The organism is Streptomyces sp. NPDC058198, from assembly GCF_042882605.1.
Lineage (GTDB): Bacteria > Actinomycetota > Actinomycetes > Streptomycetales > Streptomycetaceae > Streptomyces.
Genome location: NZ_JBHVVP010000003.1, coordinates 65,463 through 84,740, shown reverse-complemented (window position 1 = coordinate 84,740; position 19,278 = coordinate 65,463). Strand labels below are relative to the sequence as shown.

Sequence of the window (19,278 nt, the reverse complement as noted above, 5' to 3'; positions counted from 1 at the left end):
CGCCGGTGGCGCCCCCGTAAGGTGGCCGCCATGCAGGTCATCCAGTCGACGAAGCTCGCCAACGTCTGTTACGAAATCCGGGGCCCGGTCCTCGATGAGGCGATGCGGCTGGAAGCAGCGGGCCATCGCATCCTCAAGCTCAACACCGGCAACCCCGCGGCCTTCGGCTTCGAGTGCCCGCCCGAGATCCTTGAGGACGTGCTCCGCAATCTCGGGGACGCGCACGGCTACGGGGACGCGAAGGGGCTGCTGTCCGCGCGGCGCGCGGTGATGCAGCACTACCAGACCAAGGGCATCGAGCTGGACGTCGAGGACATCTACCTCGGCAACGGTGTCTCCGAGCTGATCCAGATGTCGATGCAGGCGCTGCTCGACGACGGCGACGAGGTGCTCGTACCCGCCCCCGACTATCCGCTGTGGACCGCGTCCGTCTCGCTCGCGGGCGGTACGGCCGTGCACTACCGGTGCGACGAGCAGGCCGACTGGATGCCGGACCTCGCGGACATCGAGCGGAAGATCACCGATCGGACCAAGGCGATCGTGATCATCAACCCGAACAATCCGACGGGTGCGGTGTACGGCGACGAGATGCTCGGCGCGCTCACCGAGATCGCCCGCCGCCACCACCTGGTCGTCTGCTCCGACGAGATCTACGACCGGATCCTGTACGACGGCGCCACGCACACCCCGACCGCCGCCGTCGCGCCCGATCTGCTCACCCTCACCTTCAACGGGCTCTCCAAGAACTACCGGGTGGCCGGGTTCCGCTCCGGATGGCTGGCGGTCTGCGGCCCGAAGGCGCACGCCGCCTCGTACATCGAGGGTCTGACGATCCTGGCCAATATGCGGCTGTGCGCGAACATGCCCTCGCAGCACGCGGTGGCCACCGCGCTCGGCGGCCGGCAGTCGATCAAGGATCTGGTGCTGCCCGGCGGCCGGATCCTGGAACAGCGCAACACCGCGTACGACCTGCTGACCCAGATCCCGGGCGTGACCTGCGTCAAGCCCAAGGGCGCGCTCTATCTCTTCCCGCGCCTCGATCCGAAGGTCTTCAAGATCAAGGACGACCGGCAGATGGTGCTCGACCTGCTGCGGTCCGAGAAGATCATGGTCGTGCACGGTACGGGGTTCAACTGGCCGGAGCCGGATCACTTCCGGATCGTGACGCTGCCCGCCGCGCAGGATCTCGCGGACGCGGTGACCCGGATCGGCAACTTCCTGGACGGCTACTCCCAGCCGTAACGGCGCCGCGCACCGGCCCCGCGAGGAATCCAATCCCGACTCCACTCAACTTTAGACTGGATCCAATGTAGGATGGTCTCCTGACGACGCCAGGAGGCCATCCCATGTACGAGCCGATCCGCACGAAGTCGCTCCACACGATGGCCGACGCCGATTTCCCGCACCGCAGCCGCGAGGAAGAGCTGGACATCCAGCTCGCCGGACATCTCTCCGCGCTCCTCGCCGTCACGGACGAGCTCGGGCTCGACGAGGCCGCCGAGAGCATCGCCGGGCAGATAGCCAGGCTCCGTGGCACCCCGCCGGCGCGCCACGCGGGACTCACCGGCGCCGCCCCGGCCGACCTGCACCGCCGCGCCCTCGCGCTCGCGGGCCGCGCCCTGGTCGTCGCCGCCTCACGCGCCGACACGGCCGCCGCGATCCTCTCCGCCGAGCGCATGGACGCGCACACCGCCGCACTCCCGGACCTCCGGGACCAGCGACTGGTCGGCGCCCACTGACGGCCCCGGTCCGCAGGCCGCGGAGGCGCGCGGACCGGGTGCCACCCATCCGGCATCGGCATCGGCATCGGCATCGGCATCGGGGGATATCCCGCCCCGGCGAGCGGCGTGCCCCTCATCTCTTCGCACACGAATACCGACAATGAATCGGTACCGCGGACGGCGAAGAGAGGCATTCATGAAAAGGGAAGATCTTCCAGCACCCAGCGAAGGTATTCTGCTGACGCATTTCCTGACGGTGGGTGATGTGGCGCGTTCGCGGGACTTCTACAGCGAGGTGCTCGGCGGCGAGGTAGTCCTCGCGGAGAATCCCTGCATCATCAAGCTCGCCAACAGCTGGATCATCATGAACCCGGGCGGCGGACCCACCCCGGACAAGCCGGACGTCACGCTGGTCACGCCCCACGACCTGAATACCGTCTCCAGCTTCATGAACCTCCGGGTCGCCGACATCCAAGCCTGCTATACCGAATGGAGCGCCAAGGGCGCCGAGTTCCTGACCCCGCCGATCGACCGCATCGCCGAAGTGCGCTGCTATCTGCGCGATCCCGACGGTCATCTGATCGAGGTCGGTCAGTCCACGGGGCTTCTGAAGGGCATTTTCGCTCGCACCGACAGCAATTCTGCCTAGCGAACCCCCGGAGCCGCGAAGAGGGTTGTGCGTCGCGGCTCCGGGGGCGCGGGATCAGCCCAGGCGCTGGACGAGCGCGTGGTACTCGTCCCACAGCTCCTTGGGCGCGTGGTCACCGAAGGTGTTGAGGTGCTCGGGGATGAGCGAAGCCTCCTCGCGCCAGACCTCCTTGTCGACCGAGAGCAGGAAGTCCAGTTCGGCCCCGGAGAGTGCCAAGCCGTCCGTGTCCAGGGCTTCCTTGGTCGGCAGGATGCCGATCGGGGTCTCGACGCCCTCGGCCTTGCCCTCCAGCCGCTCCACGATCCACTTCAGTACGCGGCTGTTCTCGCCGAAGCCGGGCCACACGAACTTCCCCGCCTCGTTCTTGCGGAACCAGTTCACGTAGTAGATCTTCGGCAGCTTCGACTGGTCCTTGTCCTGGCCGACCTTGACCCAATGGCCCATGTAGTCGCCCATGTTGTAGCCGCAGAACGGCAGCATGGCGAACGGGTCGCGGCGCAGCTCGCCGACCTTGCCCTCGGCGGCCGCCGTCTTCTCGGAGGCGACATTGGCTCCGAGGAAGACGCCGTGCTGCCAGTCGAAGGACTCGGTCACCAGCGGTACGGCGGAGGCGCGGCGGCCGCCGAAGAGGATCGCCGAGATCGGCACGCCCGTGGGGTCCTCCCACTCGGGCGCGATGATCGGGCACTGGCCGGCCGGGACGGTGAAACGGGCGTTGGGGTGGGCGGCGGGCGTACCGGACTCCGGTGTCCAGTCGTTGCCCTTCCAGTCGGTGAGGTGCGCGGGCGGTTCTTCGGTCATGCCCTCCCACCAGACGTCGCCGTCGTCGGTGAGCGCCACGTTGGTGAAGACCGAGTTGCCCCACATGGTCTTCATGGCATTGGCGTTGGTGTGCTCGCCGGTGCCCGGCGCGACACCGAAGAAGCCCGCCTCGGGGTTGATCGCGTACAGCTGGCCGTCCTCGCCGAACCGCATCCAGGCGATGTCGTCGCCGATGGTCTCCACGGTCCAGCCGGAGATGGTCGGCTCCAGCATGGCGAGGTTGGTCTTGCCGCAGGCCGACGGGAAGGCGGCCGCGACGTACTTGGACTCGCCCCGCGGCGGGGTGAGTTTGAGGATCAGCATGTGCTCGGCGAGCCAGCCCTCGTCACGGGCCATGACGGACGCGATGCGCAGCGCGTAGCACTTCTTGCCCAGCAGGGCGTTGCCGCCGTAGCCGGAACCGTACGACCAGATCTCGCGGGACTCCGGGAAGTGCGAGATGTACTTCGTGGAGTTGCAGGGCCACGGGACGTCGGTCTCGCCCGGGGCCAGCGGCGCACCGAGGGTGTGGACGGCCTTGACGAAGAAGCCGTCGGTGCCCAGCTCGTCGAGGACGGGCTGTCCCATCCGGGTCATCGTGCGCATGGAGGCCGCGACATACGCGGAGTCGGTGATCTCGACCCCGATCGCGGAGAGCGGTGAGCCGAGGGGGCCCATGCAGAAGGGCACCACGTACATGGTCCGCCCACGCATCGCACCACGGAAGACGCCGTCGTCACCCGTGAAGATCTCGCGCATCTCGGCCGGGGCTTTCCAGTGGTTGGTCGGGCCCGCGTCCTCCTCCTGCTCGGAGCAGATGAAGGTGCGGTCCTCGACGCGCGCCACATCGGAGGGGTCGGAGGCGGCGTAGTAGGAGTTCGGCCGCTTGACGGGGTCGAGTTTCTTGAACGTTCCCTTGGCGACGAGCTCCCCGCACAGGCGCTCGTACTCGCTCTCGGAACCGTCGCACCAGACCACCCTGTCCGGCTGCGTGATTGCTGCGATTTCGTCTACCCAGGAGATCAACTCCTGGTGGTTGGTGGGGACGGTGGTGGGAGCCGCGATGTCGCGCGCCACGATTGCTCCTTGATGAGGGGTTTTTGGTTTTATGCCCCTTGGGGGCTGCGACCCGGATGCTTCGTAGCCCGCTCATCCGGTGCCGACCGCACTCATTTGATCATCCGACTCCTGCGCCCATATGTCCAGAGGACCTCACACGTGAGCATCGCCACTCCGGCCGCACACGGGCTGCGGGCAGGCGTCATCCAGGAGGCACAGACACGGCGTTCACGCGACATTTCGCGCCGCACACCGTCGCCGCGCGCGCCGATTTGCGCAGGACCGTTACCTACGGTTCCGTAGGTAGCATGAAGACATGACGCATGCCGCATCCGACTCGCTCGCGAACTCCCCGCAGCCGGAAGGGGGACCGGTCGAGATCCAGCTGCCCAGCCCGGTCAAACCGAAGCTGCGCGGCTGGCTGCACGCGGGGATGTTCCCCGCTGTGCTGATCGCGGGGCTGGCCCTGATCGTGCTGACCGACTCCACCCGCGCCCGGGTCGCCTGCGGGATCTATGTCCTGACCGCCTGCCTGCTGTTCGGAGTCAGCGCCGTGTACCACCGCGGCACCTGGGGCCCGCGCGGAGAGGCCGTGCTGCGCCGGCTCGACCACGCCAATATCTTTCTGATCATCGCGGGCACCTACACGCCGCTGACCATGCTGCTGCTGCCCGACACGACCGGCAGGACGCTGCTGTGGGCGGTGTGGGCGGCCGCCGCGGCGGGCATAGCTTTCCGGGTGTTCTGGGTCGGCGCCCCGCGCTGGCTCTACACCCCCTGCTATATCGCGATGGGCTGGGCCGCCGTCTTCTACCTGCCCGACTTCCTGCGCAGTGGCGGAATCGCCGTACTCGTGCTGGTGGTCGTCGGCGGGCTGCTCTACAGCGCCGGCGGCGTGATCTACGGCCTCAAGCGCCCCAACCCGTCACCGCGGTGGTTCGGCTTCCACGAGGTCTTCCACTCCTTCACCCTGGCCGCCTTCGTCGTGCACTTCGTCGGCATCTCGCTCGTCGCCTATCAGCACTCCTGACCGGACAGGACCTGGCGGCCGCCGGTTCCGCGACCGAAACCGCGTGGTTCCGGCGCTGCCGAATACCGGACAATGAGAACCATGGCCGTCTTCTCTCATCTCCCTCTCGCGGAACAGCGGCCCCAGCTGGGGCTGCGCGAGCGCAAGAAGCTCAAGACCCGGAGCGCGATCCGCCGGGCCACCTACCGGCTGATCTCCGAGCAGGGGTACGAGGCGACGACCGTCGAGCAGATCGCGGAGGCGGCGGAGGTCTCCCCCTCCACCGTCTTCCGCTACTTCCCGGCCAAGGAGGACATCGTCCTCACCGACGAGTACGGCCCGGTCATGGTGTCCGTACTGCGGTCCCGGCCGGCCGGCGAACCTCCGCTGGCGGCTCTGCGCTTCACCCTGGTCGAGGCGCTGGAGGCCCTCCTGACCGGCGAGTACGACGAGCTGGTCCAGCGCACCACGCTGATGGCCGAGATCCCGGCGGTCCGCGCCAGGATGACCGAGACCATGTCGGTGACGGCGAAGCTGCTCACCGATGTGCTCGCGGAGCGCACCGGCAGGGAAGCCGGTGACCTGGGGCTGCGGATCTCCGTCGCGGCCGTGCTGGGCGCCCTGCGCGAGGTCTCCCTCTACTGGGGCGAGCGCGGCTGCCAGGACGATCTGCTCGCCCTGGCCAACCAGGCACTGGACAGCCTCGAAGGCGGCCTGCGCCTCTGAAGTCCCGGTGGCGGCCTGCGCCTCTGAAGTCCCGGGCCGGACACCGTACTTACGAGTTGGCGGGAAGGGCGAACACCAGCGCGGACTCGTTCTCCGGGAGGTAGTGCACGCTCACGACGCGGCCCACCTGGACCTGCTGAACAGCGCGCGGCGGCAGGTACTTCACCACCTCGACCGTGAACGTGGAGCCGTCGGGGCGGGTGACCCCCAGACCGACCACGAGCCTCGGGTTGCCGTTGCGGATCTCGCCGGGAACCTCCAGGGAGCGCACCACGGCCTGGGCGGCCACCCCGCGCTGCGCGATCTCCAGGTTCTCCCGGGTGGTGACGCCCTGCCGGATCATCGCCTCGTTCAGGGCGCCCTGCGCCTGGGCGAAGTCGCCGGAGCGGTCCAGCTCCACCCGGTCGGTACGGCCCGGCAGATAGCGCACCGGCAGCACCGTGCCTGGCTTGATCATGGCCACGTCCGTCATCGGCACGACCGCCCTGGCGTAGGAGGGGAACACGCCGCCGTCCGCGCCCTCCACCATCAGGTCGATCCGCAGCTCCGGCTGGTCGTTGAGCGTCATCCCGGTGGGACGCGTGGCGGTGACGGTCCCGACGCCGACCAGGGCGTTGCGGAACGCCGCGCTGTTCCGGCCGGACAGCGCCGCCATCACGCTGTCGCCGGTGAAGGCGAACGCGATGGGCGTCACGGTGAGGGCGATGATCGGCGCGATCATCTGCGGGCCGACCCAGGCGAGAAACTCCAAGCCCTCGTCAACGGGCCGGGTGAACCCCTGCCAGAGGTAGTAGCCGATCGAGCCGAAGAGGAACAGCAGCGCCGCGATCCGGATGAGCTTCTTCATGGTCCGTCCTTCCCGTTGGGGGCCGTAGCCGTCGCCGACCGGCCGATACGGGGACAGTAGGAACCGCGCCGGGCCTACCAATCCCAGGTTTGGCACTCCCAGCACCCGCCCCTAGCCTGAGGCCATGCGGAGAGGTGTGGAGGCGCCGGAGGCGCACGGAGCGGCCGGTCCGCGCACGCCCGATCCAGGGGTGCGGACGCCGGATTCCGGGGCGCGTGGCGCACGGCCCCGGGCGATGGTGGTGGACGAGGTGTGGCGCGAGCTCGACGGGGTCGGCCCGCTGAGCGGGGCCCAGGGAGGGCCGCTCAGCCGGACGGTGAAGCTCATCCTCGATCCGCTGGTGATCCGGCCCGTCCTCCACCCGCAGTGCGCGGGCCCGTTGGTGACCGCCGAGGGAGCGGCGCTGCTGGCCACGCTGACGCACGCGGCGGCGGACGTGCTGCGCTCCACGGCCGCCTGGTTCACTCTGCTCAAACAGGTGCGCAGGGGGCTGCGGATCACCGAGGGAAACCCGCAGGACCTGTACTTCCAGCTCTGCTTCGAACTCGCCGCCACCGCGGGGCCGCCCGAGCCCGCGACCGGCCGGCGGACCGCCGAGGACGCGCTGCGCGAGGTGCACGGCTCCGCCCAGGGCCGTACCACGCGGGCGCTCAGGGAGTACCTCACCGACCCCGCGCACACCGCCGGGCTGACCGCGGCCCTGGAGGCGGCGTGGTCCGACCGCGCCCCTGGGCGGCTGGAGGGCGGAACGCCGGCAGGGGTACGGGACGTCCTCGACGCCTGTCCGGCCGGGCGGCCCCGTTCCCGTACCCAGGGCGGGGACCTCGGAGAGCACCGGGCCAGGGGCGAGGCGGCGTTGGTACGGCTGGTCGACGAGCGCGTCGGTACGGCGGCGGGGCGCGCCCTGTGGGGTACGCCGCCGGAGCCCGAACGACCCGCCAGGGAGATGGGTCTGACGGCCCATCGAATACCGGTCATGCCCCGGCTGGGCGGCTCCGCCTCCAAAGCGGCCCTGGGGCTGCCGTTCGACCGTACGGTCCACGAGCGGGTCTTCACCGTGTTGCAGGCGTCGAGCGACCGGGCCGGCCTCGCGCCCGTTCCCGAACTCGTCCGGCGGGAGATCCACCGGAGCTGCGCCCCCTGGGCGCTGACCGACGAGTCGCTGCGCGTCGCCGCCACCGTGGGCGCCCAACTCGCCCTGGGGCTGCGCCCCTTGGGTGAAACCGGCGCTGACACGGGTGCGGCGGGAGGCGACGACGCCGGGACGGGCGCGCACCGGGCGGTCAACAGCCGCTGGCGCCGCGAGGCGTACGTCCTCCAGGCCCGCCGGCTCGCCGTTGACCCGGGCGCCCGTACCGGCCGGGACGCCGTCGCCGAGCCCCTCGCGCGGATCGCGGAGGACCTGCGTACGCCCTGGCGGGCCTATCTGCGGCGGCTGTGGGTGCGGCTGCACGGACGCGATGTACGGGAGGCATCGATGGGCCCTGTCGAGGAACTGTGGGACGTCCTGGACGGCGTGGCCCGCTCGGTGATCCTGGACCACCGGAGCCGGGTCAGGCACGCGCTCAGCGTCCACCTCGCCCAGGAGGGGACGGGCTGATGGCCGGCGCCGTACGGATCGGGCGCGCCGAGGGCGGGCGGCTGCATGTCATCACCCCGCTGGCCCCGGACGGGAGCGGCGGCGGATCGGCGCCGAACGTCCTGGACTCCGCGCCGGGGGTGGACGTGGCGGTGCTGGACGTGGCCGGCGGGCATCTGACCTGGAGCGTTCTGGCCCTGGAGGCCGCCCCGGCGGCGGTGCTCGACGATGTCGGCCTGGCCCAGGAGTGGGTCTGGGCCGTCTACGGCGAACAGGTCGCGCTGGCTCTGGCCGACGCCAATGAGGCGGTCACGGAAGCGGCGCCCGCCCAGGCCGTCGCGGAAGCGGAAGCGGAAGCGGCGCCCGCGCTGCCGGGGCTGGTGGCGAGCGCCCGCCGGCTGGCGTTCGCGCACTGGGCGGCGCGCTGGTGGCCGGCGTCGCTGATCGACTCCATCCCGGCGCTGGACGAGCGGCTGCTCGACCAGGACATCGGCGACCTGACCGAGGAGTGCGATCTGCTCTTCGCCGCACAAGAGACGACCGACTCGCACCCGCCGGTCCGGTCCTACGCCGACACCCGCGCGGACGCCGACGCCGACGCGGACGCTGATGCCGACGTCACGCCCCGCGCGACCGACTACGCGCTCGCCGCCGGCCCGGCGTCCGCGACGGCGGACCCGGAAGGCGGCCTGACGCTCGCCCGTGGCACGGGCGGTTCCGACTGGCGCCGCTACCCGCCGGGGCTGGTCGACGCCTCCGAGCGGGCCGTGTCCTGGGTGGTCGTACGGGCCGACGCGCGCACGACCGTCACCGTCGCCGTCGTCGCCGCCCCCGGACCGCCCCCGGCGCACCCGCTGCTGACGCCCCGGGCGGCCGTCAGCGGGGCGGCCGATCAGCTCGACTTCGGCCTGCGCCTGGTGGCCGACTCCTGGCTGGGTGACGCCCCCTTCGACCACGCGGGGACAGGAGGTCCCGACCCCCGCGGCGCGGGGCTGGCCGTCGACATCTACCTGCCGGGGTTCGGTACGCCGGGACCGCCCGACGACCCGGCGGCGCAGGAGGCGGTACGGGCGCGGGTACGGGACCTCGCCCGGAGCCGACTCGCCAGGGCCAGGGCCATGGCCAGCGGGACCAGCGCCGGGGACTCGGCCGACTACCCCGGCTCGCTGCTCCGCGCGGAGATCGCGGCGGCGTCCGACGACACGGACTTCTGATGACCTCCGCCTCCCGCGACGAACCTGGCCCCGAGGAGATCGCGCGGATGTCCGCGCTCATCGACGCGGGCAACGACGCCTTCCTCCGTGGCGAATACCCGGCCGCCCACGGCCTGTTCGACCGGGCCGTCGAGGCCGCCGCGCCCTTCGCCCGTACCCTCGACGTACGGACCCAGGCCCTGATCAACCGGGCGAGCGCGGCCGACCGGCTGGGCGATCACCCGGCGGCGGTCGCCTCGTTCCGCGAGGCGCTCGGGCTGTGCGACCTGCTGGCCGAGGTGGTCGCCGGTGATGTCACCGTCACCGCGGCCGTCACCGTGCTCCGCGCCTCCGCACTGGTCAACCTGTCCCACCCCCTGCTGCACAGCGGGGACTTCGACGGGGCGCACACCGCGCTGGAGCAGGCCCGCGCCCTGCTGGCCTCCCCGGCGGACGAGACCACGCTCCTGGGGCCGGACACCGCCGATCTGCTCATCAGCTGCTTGGTCTCGCTCACCGCCCTCACGATCCAGCGCGAGCAGTGGGCCAGGGCGAACGAGCTGGCGACCGAGTCCCTGGATGTGGTCCTAAGGCATCAGCCCGAGCTGGCGGGGCGCCCGCTGATGAATCTGTCGGCGATCGGCCTGGCGACCGGCCGGCCTGAGCTCGCCGAGGACTTCGCGCACCAGGCGGTCACCGCGTTCCAGGCGGCGGACACCCCGGCCGGGGTCGCCGAGGCGCGGCAGAGCCTGGCCCAGATCTATCTGCGGTCGGGCCGCCTCGATGAGGCGGAGCCGCTGCTCACCGCCGGGCAGGCGTTCTTCGACCGGGCCGGGATGAGCCACCAGTCGGGCATCGGCCTCGACCTGCTCGGGCTGCTGGCCGCGCTGCGCGGGGATCCGGCCGGGGCCGGTGAGTTGTACGTCCAGGGCGTGGCGCGGTTCGAGGAGTGCGGGGCGGTGGTCGCCGCCGCGGAGGTGCGGGTACGGCTCGCGGCCGTCCTGCACGCCGAGGGCCGCTACGAGGAGAGCGAGGCCCAACTCGCGCAGGCCGTGGCGGCTTTCGCCGCGAGCCGGTCCGGACTGCGCTGCGCCCAGGCGGACTTCTTCCACGCCACGCTGCTGGAGGACCGGTTGTCCACGGGCTCCGCCCCCGACCCCGGGCTGCTGGGCCGGGCCGTCGGACTGGCCGTGCCGGCGGCGCTCGCCATCGACGCGGTGCGGTTCACCCTGGCCAACGGCGCGCAGCGCGAGCGGTGGAACCGCGAGATCGCGGCGCCCGCCATGCGGCTGGCGTTCCGGCTCGCCGTCAGAGCCGGGGCCGCGGGGCTGGTGGGCGAGCTGATCGAATCGCAGTGCGCGGGAACCCCGCTGATGGACACCTCCGCCGGCGACGGCGCGGCGGGCGGCCCGACACTGGAACCCCCGCAGTTCCTGGGGCCGTTGACCTTCCCGGACCCCGGTCCCGGAACTGACGCGCAGGGGGACTCCATGGACACGTTCCAGCTCGGCGCGGCCCTCGCCGATGTCGCGGCGAGCGTGGGGCTGCGGGTCTCCCCGCCGCCGCGGCTGGCGCTGAACCCGGCCGGCGCGGTGGCGCTTGACCCGTACATCGCCCAGGCGGAGGCCCGGTACGGCGGCCGCGTCCGGGACACCCGGGTGGTGCCGACATGGTGAGCGCGGCGAGCCCCCGGGGGCGGTCCTGGCGGCAGGAGGGCGTGGCGGCGCAGCCGACGGCGCTGGTCCGGATGGCGGACGCCGGGGACCTCTACATCTCCTGGCGGTGGACCCACGACATGGCGGCGACGGGCATCGGGCTCGTCCCGCAGGCCCAACTCACCGAGACACTGAACGCGTTGGACGACGCGCTGCCCGGCGAGGCGCTCGGGCACGCGCTGACGGCCGGAGCCTTCGCCTCGTACGAGAGTGAACTCGCCCTGGCCGAAAGGCTGGCGCGGACCTTCCTGCCGTACGGCCTGGCCAAGCAGCTGTACGACCTGTACCGGAGCGGGGTACGCCCGCATCTGCGGATCCAGCCGTCGCCGCGCGTGGCGCAGGTCCCGTGGGAGCTGCTGGCACCCGATCCGCAGGTGCGGCTGGTGGAGATCGCGGACATCAGCCTCCTGGCGCCGGTGAGCGTCGTGCACGCCGCCGCCAGGCCGTCCCGTCCCTGGGCGGCGACCCGGCACCTGCCCGTGGTGGGCGTCCTCGATCCGCGGGTGCCGGGGTTCCGGGCGGACTCCGGTCTCGGCTCGGTGCTGGGGCGGATGGCGGCCGACGCGCCGGTCGCCCGGATGGTCGCCGGGTACGCGGCCGAGGGACGCTGGCGGCCCGCCGTACAGGAGCCGGTCGAGGCGTTCCGCCGCACCGATCTGGACCGGGAGTGGCTGGGCTCGGCGCTTCGCGCGGGCGCGGCGCGGCTGCTGTACGTCGGCCATGTGACCGCCGCGGCGCCCGGCACGGGGCTGAGCGAGAACGCCCAGCTGCACCTGGCCTGCACGGCGGACACGATCGGCTTCGCCGCGCCGGTACGGGCCCACCGCCCGCTGTCCGCAAAGGACTTGCTGCTGGGCTCCTACGGACTCGACGCCGACACCGACCGGAACGTTGCCGACCCCGACGCCGTCCCGGAGCCGGGCAGGACCCGGTGGCCGATTCCCAGCCGGGTGGCTCTCATCGCCTGTGAGAGCGGCGGGGATCTGCGGTTCGGCGAGGCGCTCGGGCTGGCCACCGCGATGATCCACGGCGGCGCGGAGACCGTCACCGCGGGCCGCTGGACGCTCCCCACCGACCTGGCCTTCCACCGGCTCGCGGGCGCCGACCCGGTGGCCCGCCCGCTCCAGGACGCGGTCTGCGCGATCGACTCCGCGCACGAGCGGGAGGACGCCGTGCTCGCCCACAACGACTGGCAGCGGGAGCGCCTGACCGCCTGGCGTGAGCTGCGTACGGTCGAGCATTCCCCCGTGCTGTGGGGCGCGTTCGCCACGATCAGCACGGTCTGAGGGGGCACGCCCCGAGGCAGTGCGGCCCGAGGCAGCACGGTCCGAGGCCGCACGGTCCGAGGCCGCACGGTCCGAGGGGGCGCCGGATCAGCCTCCGCGTCACCGGAACCGGGGCGCGAGCCGCACGCGCGCCGTGATCGTCTTCGGGCGCTGGTACTCGTGCAGCGCCAGCGTGCTGAGGTCCGTGCCATGGCCCGAGGAGCCCCGGCCGCCGTGCGGAAGCTCCGCCGTCTGGACCAGATGGCAGTTGAGCCAGGCCTCGCCCGCGTTCAGTCGCCCGGCGAGGTCGAGTCCCGCCGCCACGTCCCGCGTCCACACGCTCGCGGCCAGCGCCTGCGGCACCCCGTTCGCCAGGGCGACGGCGTCCTCGACGCTCTCGGCCGCCTGCACCGTCAGCAGCGGGCCGAACACCTCCCCCACCACCGCCGGATCGTCGTCCGGCAGATCCGCGAGCACACACGCGGGGCGCCAGAAGCCGCCCTCCTCGCCCTCGCCGAGGGTCATCTCGGCCGTCGCCGTCACCTTCGCCGCGGAGGCCGCCACGATCCGGTCGTACCGCGCCGCCTGGTCGGCGTTGTTGAGCGGGCCGAAGTCCCGGCCCGCCCGGCGCTCGCGCATCGCGTCGGTGAGCAGGGCCACGGCGGAGTCGTAGTTCTCGCGGAGCGTGATCACCCGCGCGGGGACGGCGCAACTCTGCCCCGCGTTGTACGTGGTCGCTCGCGCGAGCTCGGTCCAGGTGTCCTCGGGCGCGTCCGGCAGGACAATGACTGGGCTGTTGCCGCCCAGTTCCAGGCTGACGCGCTTCGTGCCCGCGCGGGCCGCCACGTCGGCTCCGGCCGCCGCGCTTCCGGTGAAGGCGACCATGTCCACCTCGCTCGCCACCAGTAGACGCCCGGTCTCCCGGTCGCCGGGGAGCGTCCGTACGACGTCCTCGCCCAGCGCCTCCCGCGCGTGGTCGGCGAACAGCAGCAGCGAGTCGGGGGTCGTCTCCGCCGGTTTCGCCACGACCGTGTTCCCGGCGGCGAGGGCGGGCGCGCAGCGCCATGTGGCCATCATCAGCGGGTAGTTCCAGGGGACGACCACCCCGATGACACCGATCGGCTCCCAGCGCACCCAGCTCTCATGGCCCGCGACGAAGCTTCCCGCGGCCGGAGCCGACTGGGTGCGCGCCGCCCAGGCGTAGAAGCGGAACAGGTCCGCCGCCTGCTCCACCTCACCGGCCGCCTCGTCCGCCGGCTTGCCCGTGCCCGCCCGCTCCAGGGCGGCGTACGCGGCGGCGTGCTCCTCGAGCAGAGCGGCGAGGCGGTCGAGCCGCCGGGACCGTTCCCTCGGTGTCAGGGCCCGCCAGCCGGGGAAGGCCCGGCGGCTCGCGCCGACCACGGCGCCGACCTCCCGCTCCCGGGCGACGGCGGAGCTGCCGCGCACCCGGCCCGTACGGGGGTCGATGAGCGGGACGGTGCCCGCCGGCCGGTCCGACGGCATCGCGGGAGAGGGGTTCTGCGAGGTGTCCAACGGGGCCTCCATCAGCTGACGTCGTAGGCGCGCAGCCACAGTTCCAAGGTGAGCACGAGCCACAGTTTGCCGCCCTGCCTGGGCAGCAGCGCGCCCTCACCGCGCATCCACGAGCGCACGGTGTCCTGCCGGAAGAGCCCGCGGGCGCGTGCCTCCCGGCCCAGTAGGAGATCGCCGGCCAGCTCGCGCAGCGGCCCGCCGAGCCACTGCTGCACCGGTACGCGCATCCCGCTCTTCGGCCGGTCCACGACCGTCCCGGGCAGCAGGTCCCGTACGGCTTCCTTCAGCACCCACTTCTCCACGGCGCCGTTCAGCTTCCACCGTGGCGGTGTGGCGAAGGCGTGGTCCACCACCCGGCGGTCGAACAGCGGGGAGCGGCCCTGGATGGACCGCGAGGCGGTGAGCCGTTCGACCTTGGTGAGGATGTGGTGGGCGCCCTTGGTCCGCAGATTGCAGTGCAGCAGCTGGTTGAGGAGATGGTCCATCCGGCCGTCCCTGGCCCCGGGCCGCAGATACGGGGTGACGAACCGCTGCGGACGCGGCGCGGTGGCGAGGGCGTCCAGCGCCTCGGCGGTGAGCAGTTCGGGCAGATCCGTGAAGCACTTGCGGTACGAGCGCAGATACGCGGTCTCGCGCGCGTCGTCGGCGTCCCCGCCGGCCACGTCGTCGCGGTGCATCTCCTGGACGAGCATGGGCAGGTTCTTCGGCCCGCCGAACACCGGGTCGCCGCCCTCCCCGTTGAGCACGACGCGCAGCCCGTCGCCCGCCACGGCCTCGGCGAGCATCAGATTGGGCACGGTCAGTGGATCGCCCACGGGGCTGTCGAGCAGCGCGGCCGCCTCCGCGAGGCGCGCGGCGACGGCGGCGCCCGACACGGTGAGCACCCGGTGCCGGGTGTGGCAGTGCGTGGCGACGAGACCCGAGTAGCCCAGTTCGTTGGGGAGTTCGTCGCCGAAGCTGATCGAGTACGTGTGCACGGGATGCGCGTGCAGCTTGGCGGCGAGGGCGGTCACCAGCGAGCTGTCGACGCCGCCGGAGAGCAGTACGCCCACCGCCTCGGCCGCCGGCAGCCGCCGCGCCGTCGCCTCCTCCAGCAGCCCGCGCAGGCGCAGGGCGTAGATCTCGGGCGGCGCTCCGTCGTCCTCGATCCGCTCCTCCGGCTCCCAGTAGTGCTCCTCCGCCACGGCTCCGTCCACCGAGAGCCGCAGACAGCGCCCGGGGAGCACTTCGCGCACTCCGCGCAGCAGCGTCTCCTCGCCGGGGAGGTAGGCGAACGTGAGGAAGGAGCGTACGGCGGCCAGTTCCAGACCTGTCCCGAGCGCGGGCCAGCGGCGCAGGGCGCGGAGCGAGGTCGACGCGGCCCAGCAGTCCTCGGCGCGGGCGTAGAAGAGGGTGCGGGCGCCCATATGGTCGCGGATCAGGACGAGTTCGTCGTTCTCCCGCACGGCGAGCGCGAACATGCCCTCGGCCGCGCGGATCCCGGCCGGGCCGAGCCGCGCCCAGCAGCGCAGCAGCAGTTCGCCGTCCGGGCAGTCGGGCGGGGCGGGGGCGCCGGCCCCGGCGAGCGCGGCGAGCAGTTCGGGCCGGTTGTGCAGGGTGACCTCGCCGACGGCGGTGCGTCCGTACGCGGTGAACGGCCCGGTGGCGTGGCCCGGTTCGTCCTCGATCAGCGCCAGCGCGGGGCCGTCGGGGCGTACGGAGGCGCCCGTCGCCGCCAGCTGGTCCCTGGCCCGCTCGGGGTCCGCCGCCAGGCAGGCGCTGAACCGCGCCATGGTCACCCTCCTCCTGCCGATCAACAGTCGTACGCCGTACGGCTCACTCCTCGCGGCTCATCCGAAGTCGTCGTCGCTCCAGCCGCCGCCGTCGTCGGAGTTCCAGCCGTCACCGGAGTCCCAGTCACCGCCCCCATCACCGCCGCCGGCGTCCCCGCCGCCCCCGTCACCACCGGAGGAGGAGCTCTGGGCCGCCTGCTGCCGCAGCTCCTCCTCTTCCTCGGGACTGAGGCTGACCGGCGGATACTGGGCGACTGTGACGGCGAGGGTCACCAGGCCGAGTCCGCCCAGCAGCACGCCCATGCGGCCGCCGAACGACGTCCTGTTGACGAGCACCGTCTCGCCCTGGCCCCAGAGCGTACGTCCGTAGCCGATGTCCCGGCCGTACGTCGCGGTGCCGTCCGCGTGCAGGCGCTTGATGATCCGCCGGCCGAGCGCTTCGTCGGTGCCGGAAGCGCCCCGGTTGTCCTGCCAGTGCACCCGGGTGCCGCCGTCGCGCCGCCGCCACTCCTCGTGCCCGTCCTCGTACCTGCGGTGCACGCTGCCGTCGGCGAGCAGTTCATCTCGGTACGGGATCGACCGTGGCCGGTTCATCGCCTCGTGTCCTTCTGTCGCCTGGTTGGTTCGTCGGCCATGTCATGAATCCCGCCGTACGCAGCTCGCGGAGCCCGGTCCACCGGGAGTGGCCGGGTGTCCTCGGTCCACGCACCAGGCGCAGGACGGTGCGCAGCAGACGCGCCGGGGGGACGGATTCCACCTCGGCGAAACGCCCTCCGGCCAGCCATTCCAGCTCGCGCGGTTCGAGCGCGGACGGCAGGGTGTCCCGGCCGGCCTCCGGTGCCGGGCCACGTACCGAGATCAGGTGCAGCGCGGCGGCGTGCCGGGGTACGAGACCCATCGAGGCGACCCGTACACCGGGGCCACTGGGGACGCCGGGGACACCCAGGACGTCGGCGCGCACCCGCGCGGTGAGGGCGATCCCGGCCACGCTCGCGTCGTGCAGGACGTGCACGGTGGCGCCCTCGACGCTGCCGAGCCCGGCCACCAGCCGGGGGTCGAGCGGCAGGTCGTCGGAGGCGAACACCGGGCAGGCGGCCTCCAGATGCACATCGTTCGCGAGGAGCATCCGGGCCACGGAGCGGCTCTGGCAGACGAGCAGCCGGGGCAGCCCGTAGTCGTAGAGATCGGGCTCCTGAGGCGCCCGGGACTCGCGCCGCGCACCCGTGGTACCGGCGGGAACGGGCGTCAGCAGCCCCGGCACCTCCCCCTTCCGGCGCAGCGCCTCCGCGAAGCGCTCGTACCGTACGGGCGGGGCCGGCGTGAGCGGAACCGCGCGCGGCACGGCGTGCGGCGGGCGCAGGACGCGGCACAGCTCGTAGTACAGCTGCCGCTCGGTGAACCGGATCCGGCCAGGCGCGCCCGCGCGGGCCACGGCGATGCTGAGGGCGCGGCCGAGGAGACGGTCGCCGAGGCCGGCGGTCGTGCGCGCGGTCATCGGCCGCTCTCTCCGGGCCAGGTGAGAAAGCCGACGGCCTCGGCCCTGCGCCGGTCGGGGTCGGTCGTGGCACCGACGCGTTCGACGGCCCTGACGACGGCGGCGATGAGCCTGACGGGCGGCACGGCGATGAGGAGGACCGTCCAGCCCTTGGCCAGCCAGGCGAGTTCGGCCTCGGTCAGCGTGCCGCTGTCGCGCAGCCGCCCGATGAGGTCCGGCGCGGGCTTGGGACGGCGTACCGCCACCGCGCCCTTCGCGTTCATCACGGCGCGCGGCGGCAGCCCCGCGTCGACGACTCTCCGGCCCGGCAGCGCCGCGCGGGTCCGCAGCGGCAGCTGGCAGCCGGCCGGGCTCGCGTCGTGCAGGACGATGACGGGCACGGCGTCAGGGAGCTGCTGGATCTCGGTGGCGACGGCGACTCCGTACCGCTGCGGGATCTCGTTGGCGATCAGGCAGGCGGCGATGGACTTGTCGTGGCAGAGCAGCGCGACATGCGCGCCCTCCGGCTGCTGGACGGCCGGGGCGGTGTAGTGCTCGATGACCCCGGGCGGCAGCGAACCGTAGATCTGCTTCCAGTCGGTCAGCAGGGTGGTGCGGAAGGTGCTCAGCGTGCTCTCGTTCAGCGCGCGCCGGTCGCTCACGGTCGAGACCACGGCGCCGACGACGGACACGAGGAGCAGGGCGCCGAGGACGACGAGCACGACGGCCGCCCCACCGATGGAGACTCCGGCGGCGATCAGGGCGACGGCGACCGGCACCCCGAACACCGTGCAGCCGATGCCCCCCGCGATCGACTTCCCGGCCTTCTGTGTCGTGCGTGCCGCCGCCGCCCAGAGCTGGTTGACGGAGATCGTCAGCTGTCCGCCGTCGGTGAGCTTCTCGACGAGCCGCTTGATCCGTGCGTCGCTGAGCCGCAGTGAGTTGGTCTTGGGATCCAGGGCGTACCGCCGCCCGCACTTGGAGCAGACGCGGCCGGGCCGCTCCTTGAGGAGCAGATTCCGCTCGCAGTGGGGACAGATCATCGGGGGCCCTCCAGTGCGGCCGCGACGCGGCGCAGCCCGGCGGCGAGGCGCTCCTTCACGGAGGTGGCGCCGACGCCCCTGACGCGCTGGATCCGCTCGATGTCGCGCAGCGCGGCGGCGAGCAGCCCGTAGTCGGTGGCGACGCGGTCGACGGTGCCGAGAGCACTGCGGCCGTCGGCCACGGCATCAGGCGCGGCGCGGCGCTCGGCCTCCTCGGCGGTGATGGCGTAGTCCTCGTGATCGATACCGAAGCCGGTGTTGGCGGCGAGGATGTTCAGCGGCTTCGCCCCGCGATTGGCGAAGGAGTGGGGCATCATCTCGGGAATGCGGATCATCGCCCCGGGAAAGAGCCTGATCTCGGTGACCCGGCCGCGCGGGGCGTCGTAGAGACCGCAGGCGGCGTGGCCGAGGCTGAGCACGATGTGCTCGCCGCCGTGCGCGTGCGGGGTGAACGCGCTGCGCGGACCCACCACCCCGAGCTTGAAGGTGGCGTTGGACGGCCGTTCGGGCGAGGTCCGCGCGTCACCGACGAGGTAGTGGGCGAACTGCCCCTCGTCGATGAAGCGGAGGAACTCCTCCCGCGGCCCGAGCTCGCGCGCCCCGTCGCGGTCGGCGAACAGCACACTGCCCTCGGGCCGGAGATGGAAGAGCTCCACCCCGTACGGCAGCTCCCGCGAAAGCCGCTCCATACCCCGCAGCCCGGGCCGGCCGGAACCGGAACCGGAACCGGAATTCATGTCGGACATCAACGCCCCCCATCGCGCTGTCGACCACGATCGCATCGTAGAGCGGTGACCGGGAACACCCGGAGCGGAAGAAATGACCGGCACCCGGCATCGCGATGAAGTGCGGGTGTCCACGACCGCCGCGTCAGCCGCGGCCGCCGTGAACA

General features: G+C 72.3%; 17 protein-coding genes. 9 read left to right on the top strand and 8 right to left on the bottom strand.

Features of this window, described 5'->3' with window-relative positions:
• Positions 1-30 precede the first annotated feature (30 nt).
• The 3 genes from ACFVWW_RS12620 (at position 31) to ACFVWW_RS12610 (ending at position 2,370) form a co-directional block, all read left to right on the top strand.
• Positions 31-1,242: a pyridoxal phosphate-dependent aminotransferase gene (locus ACFVWW_RS12620; protein WP_384180985.1), complete on the top strand. Its 1,212-nt coding sequence runs from the start codon at positions 31-33 to the stop codon at positions 1,240-1,242.
• A gap of 104 nt (positions 1,243-1,346) precedes the next feature.
• The gene (locus ACFVWW_RS12615) at positions 1,347-1,739 is read left to right on the top strand and encodes a hypothetical protein (RefSeq protein WP_386878456.1); all 393 of its coding nucleotides are present in this window, start codon (positions 1,347-1,349) and stop codon (positions 1,737-1,739) included.
• A gap of 178 nt (positions 1,740-1,917) precedes the next feature.
• Positions 1,918-2,370: a VOC family protein gene (locus ACFVWW_RS12610; RefSeq protein ID WP_386878457.1), complete on the top strand. Its 453-nt coding sequence runs from the start codon at positions 1,918-1,920 to the stop codon at positions 2,368-2,370.
• Positions 2,371-2,424: 54 nt separating this feature from the next.
• Here the strand turns inward: ACFVWW_RS12610 and ACFVWW_RS12605 are convergent, their stop codons facing one another.
• Positions 2,425-4,248 carry a phosphoenolpyruvate carboxykinase (GTP) gene (locus tag ACFVWW_RS12605; protein ID WP_384336193.1) on the bottom strand — a complete coding sequence of 608 codons (1,824 nt, stop codon included), beginning with the start codon at positions 4,246-4,248 and terminating at the stop codon, positions 2,425-2,427.
• Positions 4,249-4,546: 298 nt separating this feature from the next.
• Between ACFVWW_RS12605 and ACFVWW_RS12600 the strand changes: the two genes are divergently transcribed.
• Entirely contained in the window at positions 4,547-5,260 is a 714-nt protein-coding gene (locus ACFVWW_RS12600; RefSeq protein WP_384180978.1) for a hemolysin III family protein, read from the top strand.
• Positions 5,261-5,341: 81 nt separating this feature from the next.
• Positions 5,342-5,965 (top strand): TetR/AcrR family transcriptional regulator, encoded by a 624-nt coding sequence (locus ACFVWW_RS12595; protein ID WP_386878458.1) that lies wholly within the window; start codon positions 5,342-5,344, stop codon positions 5,963-5,965.
• Between the two features lie 49 nt (positions 5,966-6,014).
• Here ACFVWW_RS12595 and ACFVWW_RS12590 read toward each other — a convergent pair whose 3' ends face one another.
• On the bottom strand, positions 6,015-6,812 hold the full coding sequence (locus tag ACFVWW_RS12590) for a hypothetical protein (protein WP_384180974.1): 798 nt from the start codon (positions 6,810-6,812) through the stop codon (positions 6,015-6,017).
• Between the two features lie 124 nt (positions 6,813-6,936).
• On the opposite strand from ACFVWW_RS12590, the gene ACFVWW_RS12585 reads away from it, so the two are divergent.
• From ACFVWW_RS12585 to ACFVWW_RS12570, 4 genes are read left to right on the top strand one after another with little or no spacing between them, the layout of a single operon-like run.
• Positions 6,937-8,412 carry a hypothetical protein gene (locus ACFVWW_RS12585; RefSeq protein WP_386878459.1) on the top strand — a complete coding sequence of 492 codons (1,476 nt, stop codon included), beginning with the start codon at positions 6,937-6,939 and terminating at the stop codon, positions 8,410-8,412.
• The gene (locus ACFVWW_RS12580) at positions 8,412-9,605 is read left to right on the top strand and encodes a hypothetical protein (protein WP_386878460.1); all 1,194 of its coding nucleotides are present in this window, start codon (positions 8,412-8,414) and stop codon (positions 9,603-9,605) included. The genes ACFVWW_RS12585 and ACFVWW_RS12580 overlap by 1 nt, the downstream gene beginning before the upstream one ends.
• Positions 9,605-11,260, top strand: coding sequence for a hypothetical protein (locus tag ACFVWW_RS12575; RefSeq protein ID WP_386878461.1), 1,656 nt, complete (start codon positions 9,605-9,607; stop codon positions 11,258-11,260). Before ACFVWW_RS12580 ends, ACFVWW_RS12575 begins: the two co-directional genes overlap by 1 nt.
• A complete protein-coding gene (locus ACFVWW_RS12570; protein WP_386878462.1) occupies positions 11,254-12,585 on the top strand; it encodes a CHAT domain-containing protein in 1,332 nt (443 codons plus the stop codon). The genes ACFVWW_RS12575 and ACFVWW_RS12570 overlap by 7 nt, the downstream gene beginning before the upstream one ends.
• 99 nt (positions 12,586-12,684) lie before the next feature.
• On the opposite strand, the gene ACFVWW_RS12565 is transcribed toward ACFVWW_RS12570, so the two are convergent.
• From ACFVWW_RS12565 to ACFVWW_RS12540, 6 genes are read right to left on the bottom strand one after another with little or no spacing between them, the layout of a single operon-like run.
• Positions 12,685-14,097 (bottom strand): aldehyde dehydrogenase family protein, encoded by a 1,413-nt coding sequence (locus ACFVWW_RS12565; protein WP_386878463.1) that lies wholly within the window; start codon positions 14,095-14,097, stop codon positions 12,685-12,687.
• Between the two features lie 11 nt (positions 14,098-14,108).
• On the bottom strand, positions 14,109-15,869 hold the full coding sequence (locus tag ACFVWW_RS12560) for an asparagine synthetase B family protein (protein WP_386878464.1): 1,761 nt from the start codon (positions 15,867-15,869) through the stop codon (positions 14,109-14,111).
• Positions 15,870-15,926: 57 nt separating this feature from the next.
• On the bottom strand, positions 15,927-16,463 hold the full coding sequence (locus ACFVWW_RS12555; protein ID WP_384180960.1) for a hypothetical protein: 537 nt from the start codon (positions 16,461-16,463) through the stop codon (positions 15,927-15,929).
• Entirely contained in the window at positions 16,429-17,364 is a 936-nt protein-coding gene (locus tag ACFVWW_RS12550) for a hypothetical protein (RefSeq protein ID WP_386878465.1), read from the bottom strand. Before ACFVWW_RS12550 ends, ACFVWW_RS12555 begins: the two co-directional genes overlap by 35 nt.
• The gene (locus tag ACFVWW_RS12545) at positions 17,361-18,386 is read right to left on the bottom strand and encodes a hypothetical protein (protein WP_386878466.1); all 1,026 of its coding nucleotides are present in this window, start codon (positions 18,384-18,386) and stop codon (positions 17,361-17,363) included. The genes ACFVWW_RS12550 and ACFVWW_RS12545 overlap by 4 nt, the downstream gene beginning before the upstream one ends.
• Positions 18,383-19,132, bottom strand: a complete 750-nt coding sequence (locus ACFVWW_RS12540; RefSeq protein WP_384180954.1) for a cupin domain-containing protein — start codon at positions 19,130-19,132, stop codon at positions 18,383-18,385. Before ACFVWW_RS12540 ends, ACFVWW_RS12545 begins: the two co-directional genes overlap by 4 nt.
• Between the last annotated feature and the right edge of the window lie 146 nt (positions 19,133-19,278).

What these genes read in the sequence shown, in the direction of transcription:
- ACFVWW_RS12620 (WP_384180985.1), top strand. Translation starts at nt 31, where the DNA reads ATGCAGGTCATCCAGTCGACGAAGCTCGCCAACGTCTGTTACGAAATC.
- ACFVWW_RS12615 (WP_386878456.1), top strand. Translation starts at nt 1,347, where the DNA reads ATGTACGAGCCGATCCGCACGAAGTCGCTCCACACGATGGCCGACGCC.
- ACFVWW_RS12610 (WP_386878457.1), top strand. Translation starts at nt 1,918, where the DNA reads ATGAAAAGGGAAGATCTTCCAGCACCCAGCGAAGGTATTCTGCTGACG.
- ACFVWW_RS12600 (WP_384180978.1), top strand. Translation starts at nt 4,547, where the DNA reads ATGACGCATGCCGCATCCGACTCGCTCGCGAACTCCCCGCAGCCGGAA.
- ACFVWW_RS12595 (WP_386878458.1), top strand. Translation starts at nt 5,342, where the DNA reads ATGGCCGTCTTCTCTCATCTCCCTCTCGCGGAACAGCGGCCCCAGCTG.
- ACFVWW_RS12590 (WP_384180974.1), bottom strand. Translation starts at nt 6,812, where the DNA reads ATGAAGAAGCTCATCCGGATCGCGGCGCTGCTGTTCCTCTTCGGCTCG.
- ACFVWW_RS12585 (WP_386878459.1), top strand. Translation starts at nt 6,937, where the DNA reads ATGCGGAGAGGTGTGGAGGCGCCGGAGGCGCACGGAGCGGCCGGTCCG.
- ACFVWW_RS12580 (WP_386878460.1), top strand. Translation starts at nt 8,412, where the DNA reads ATGGCCGGCGCCGTACGGATCGGGCGCGCCGAGGGCGGGCGGCTGCAT.
- ACFVWW_RS12575 (WP_386878461.1), top strand. Translation starts at nt 9,605, where the DNA reads ATGACCTCCGCCTCCCGCGACGAACCTGGCCCCGAGGAGATCGCGCGG.
- ACFVWW_RS12570 (WP_386878462.1), top strand. Translation starts at nt 11,254, where the DNA reads ATGGTGAGCGCGGCGAGCCCCCGGGGGCGGTCCTGGCGGCAGGAGGGC.
- ACFVWW_RS12560 (WP_386878464.1), bottom strand. Translation starts at nt 15,869, where the DNA reads ATGGCGCGGTTCAGCGCCTGCCTGGCGGCGGACCCCGAGCGGGCCAGG.
- ACFVWW_RS12555 (WP_384180960.1), bottom strand. Translation starts at nt 16,463, where the DNA reads ATGAACCGGCCACGGTCGATCCCGTACCGAGATGAACTGCTCGCCGAC.
- ACFVWW_RS12550 (WP_386878465.1), bottom strand. Translation starts at nt 17,364, where the DNA reads ATGACCGCGCGCACGACCGCCGGCCTCGGCGACCGTCTCCTCGGCCGC.
- ACFVWW_RS12545 (WP_386878466.1), bottom strand. Translation starts at nt 18,386, where the DNA reads ATGATCTGTCCCCACTGCGAGCGGAATCTGCTCCTCAAGGAGCGGCCC.
- ACFVWW_RS12540 (WP_384180954.1), bottom strand. Translation starts at nt 19,132, where the DNA reads ATGTCCGACATGAATTCCGGTTCCGGTTCCGGTTCCGGCCGGCCCGGG.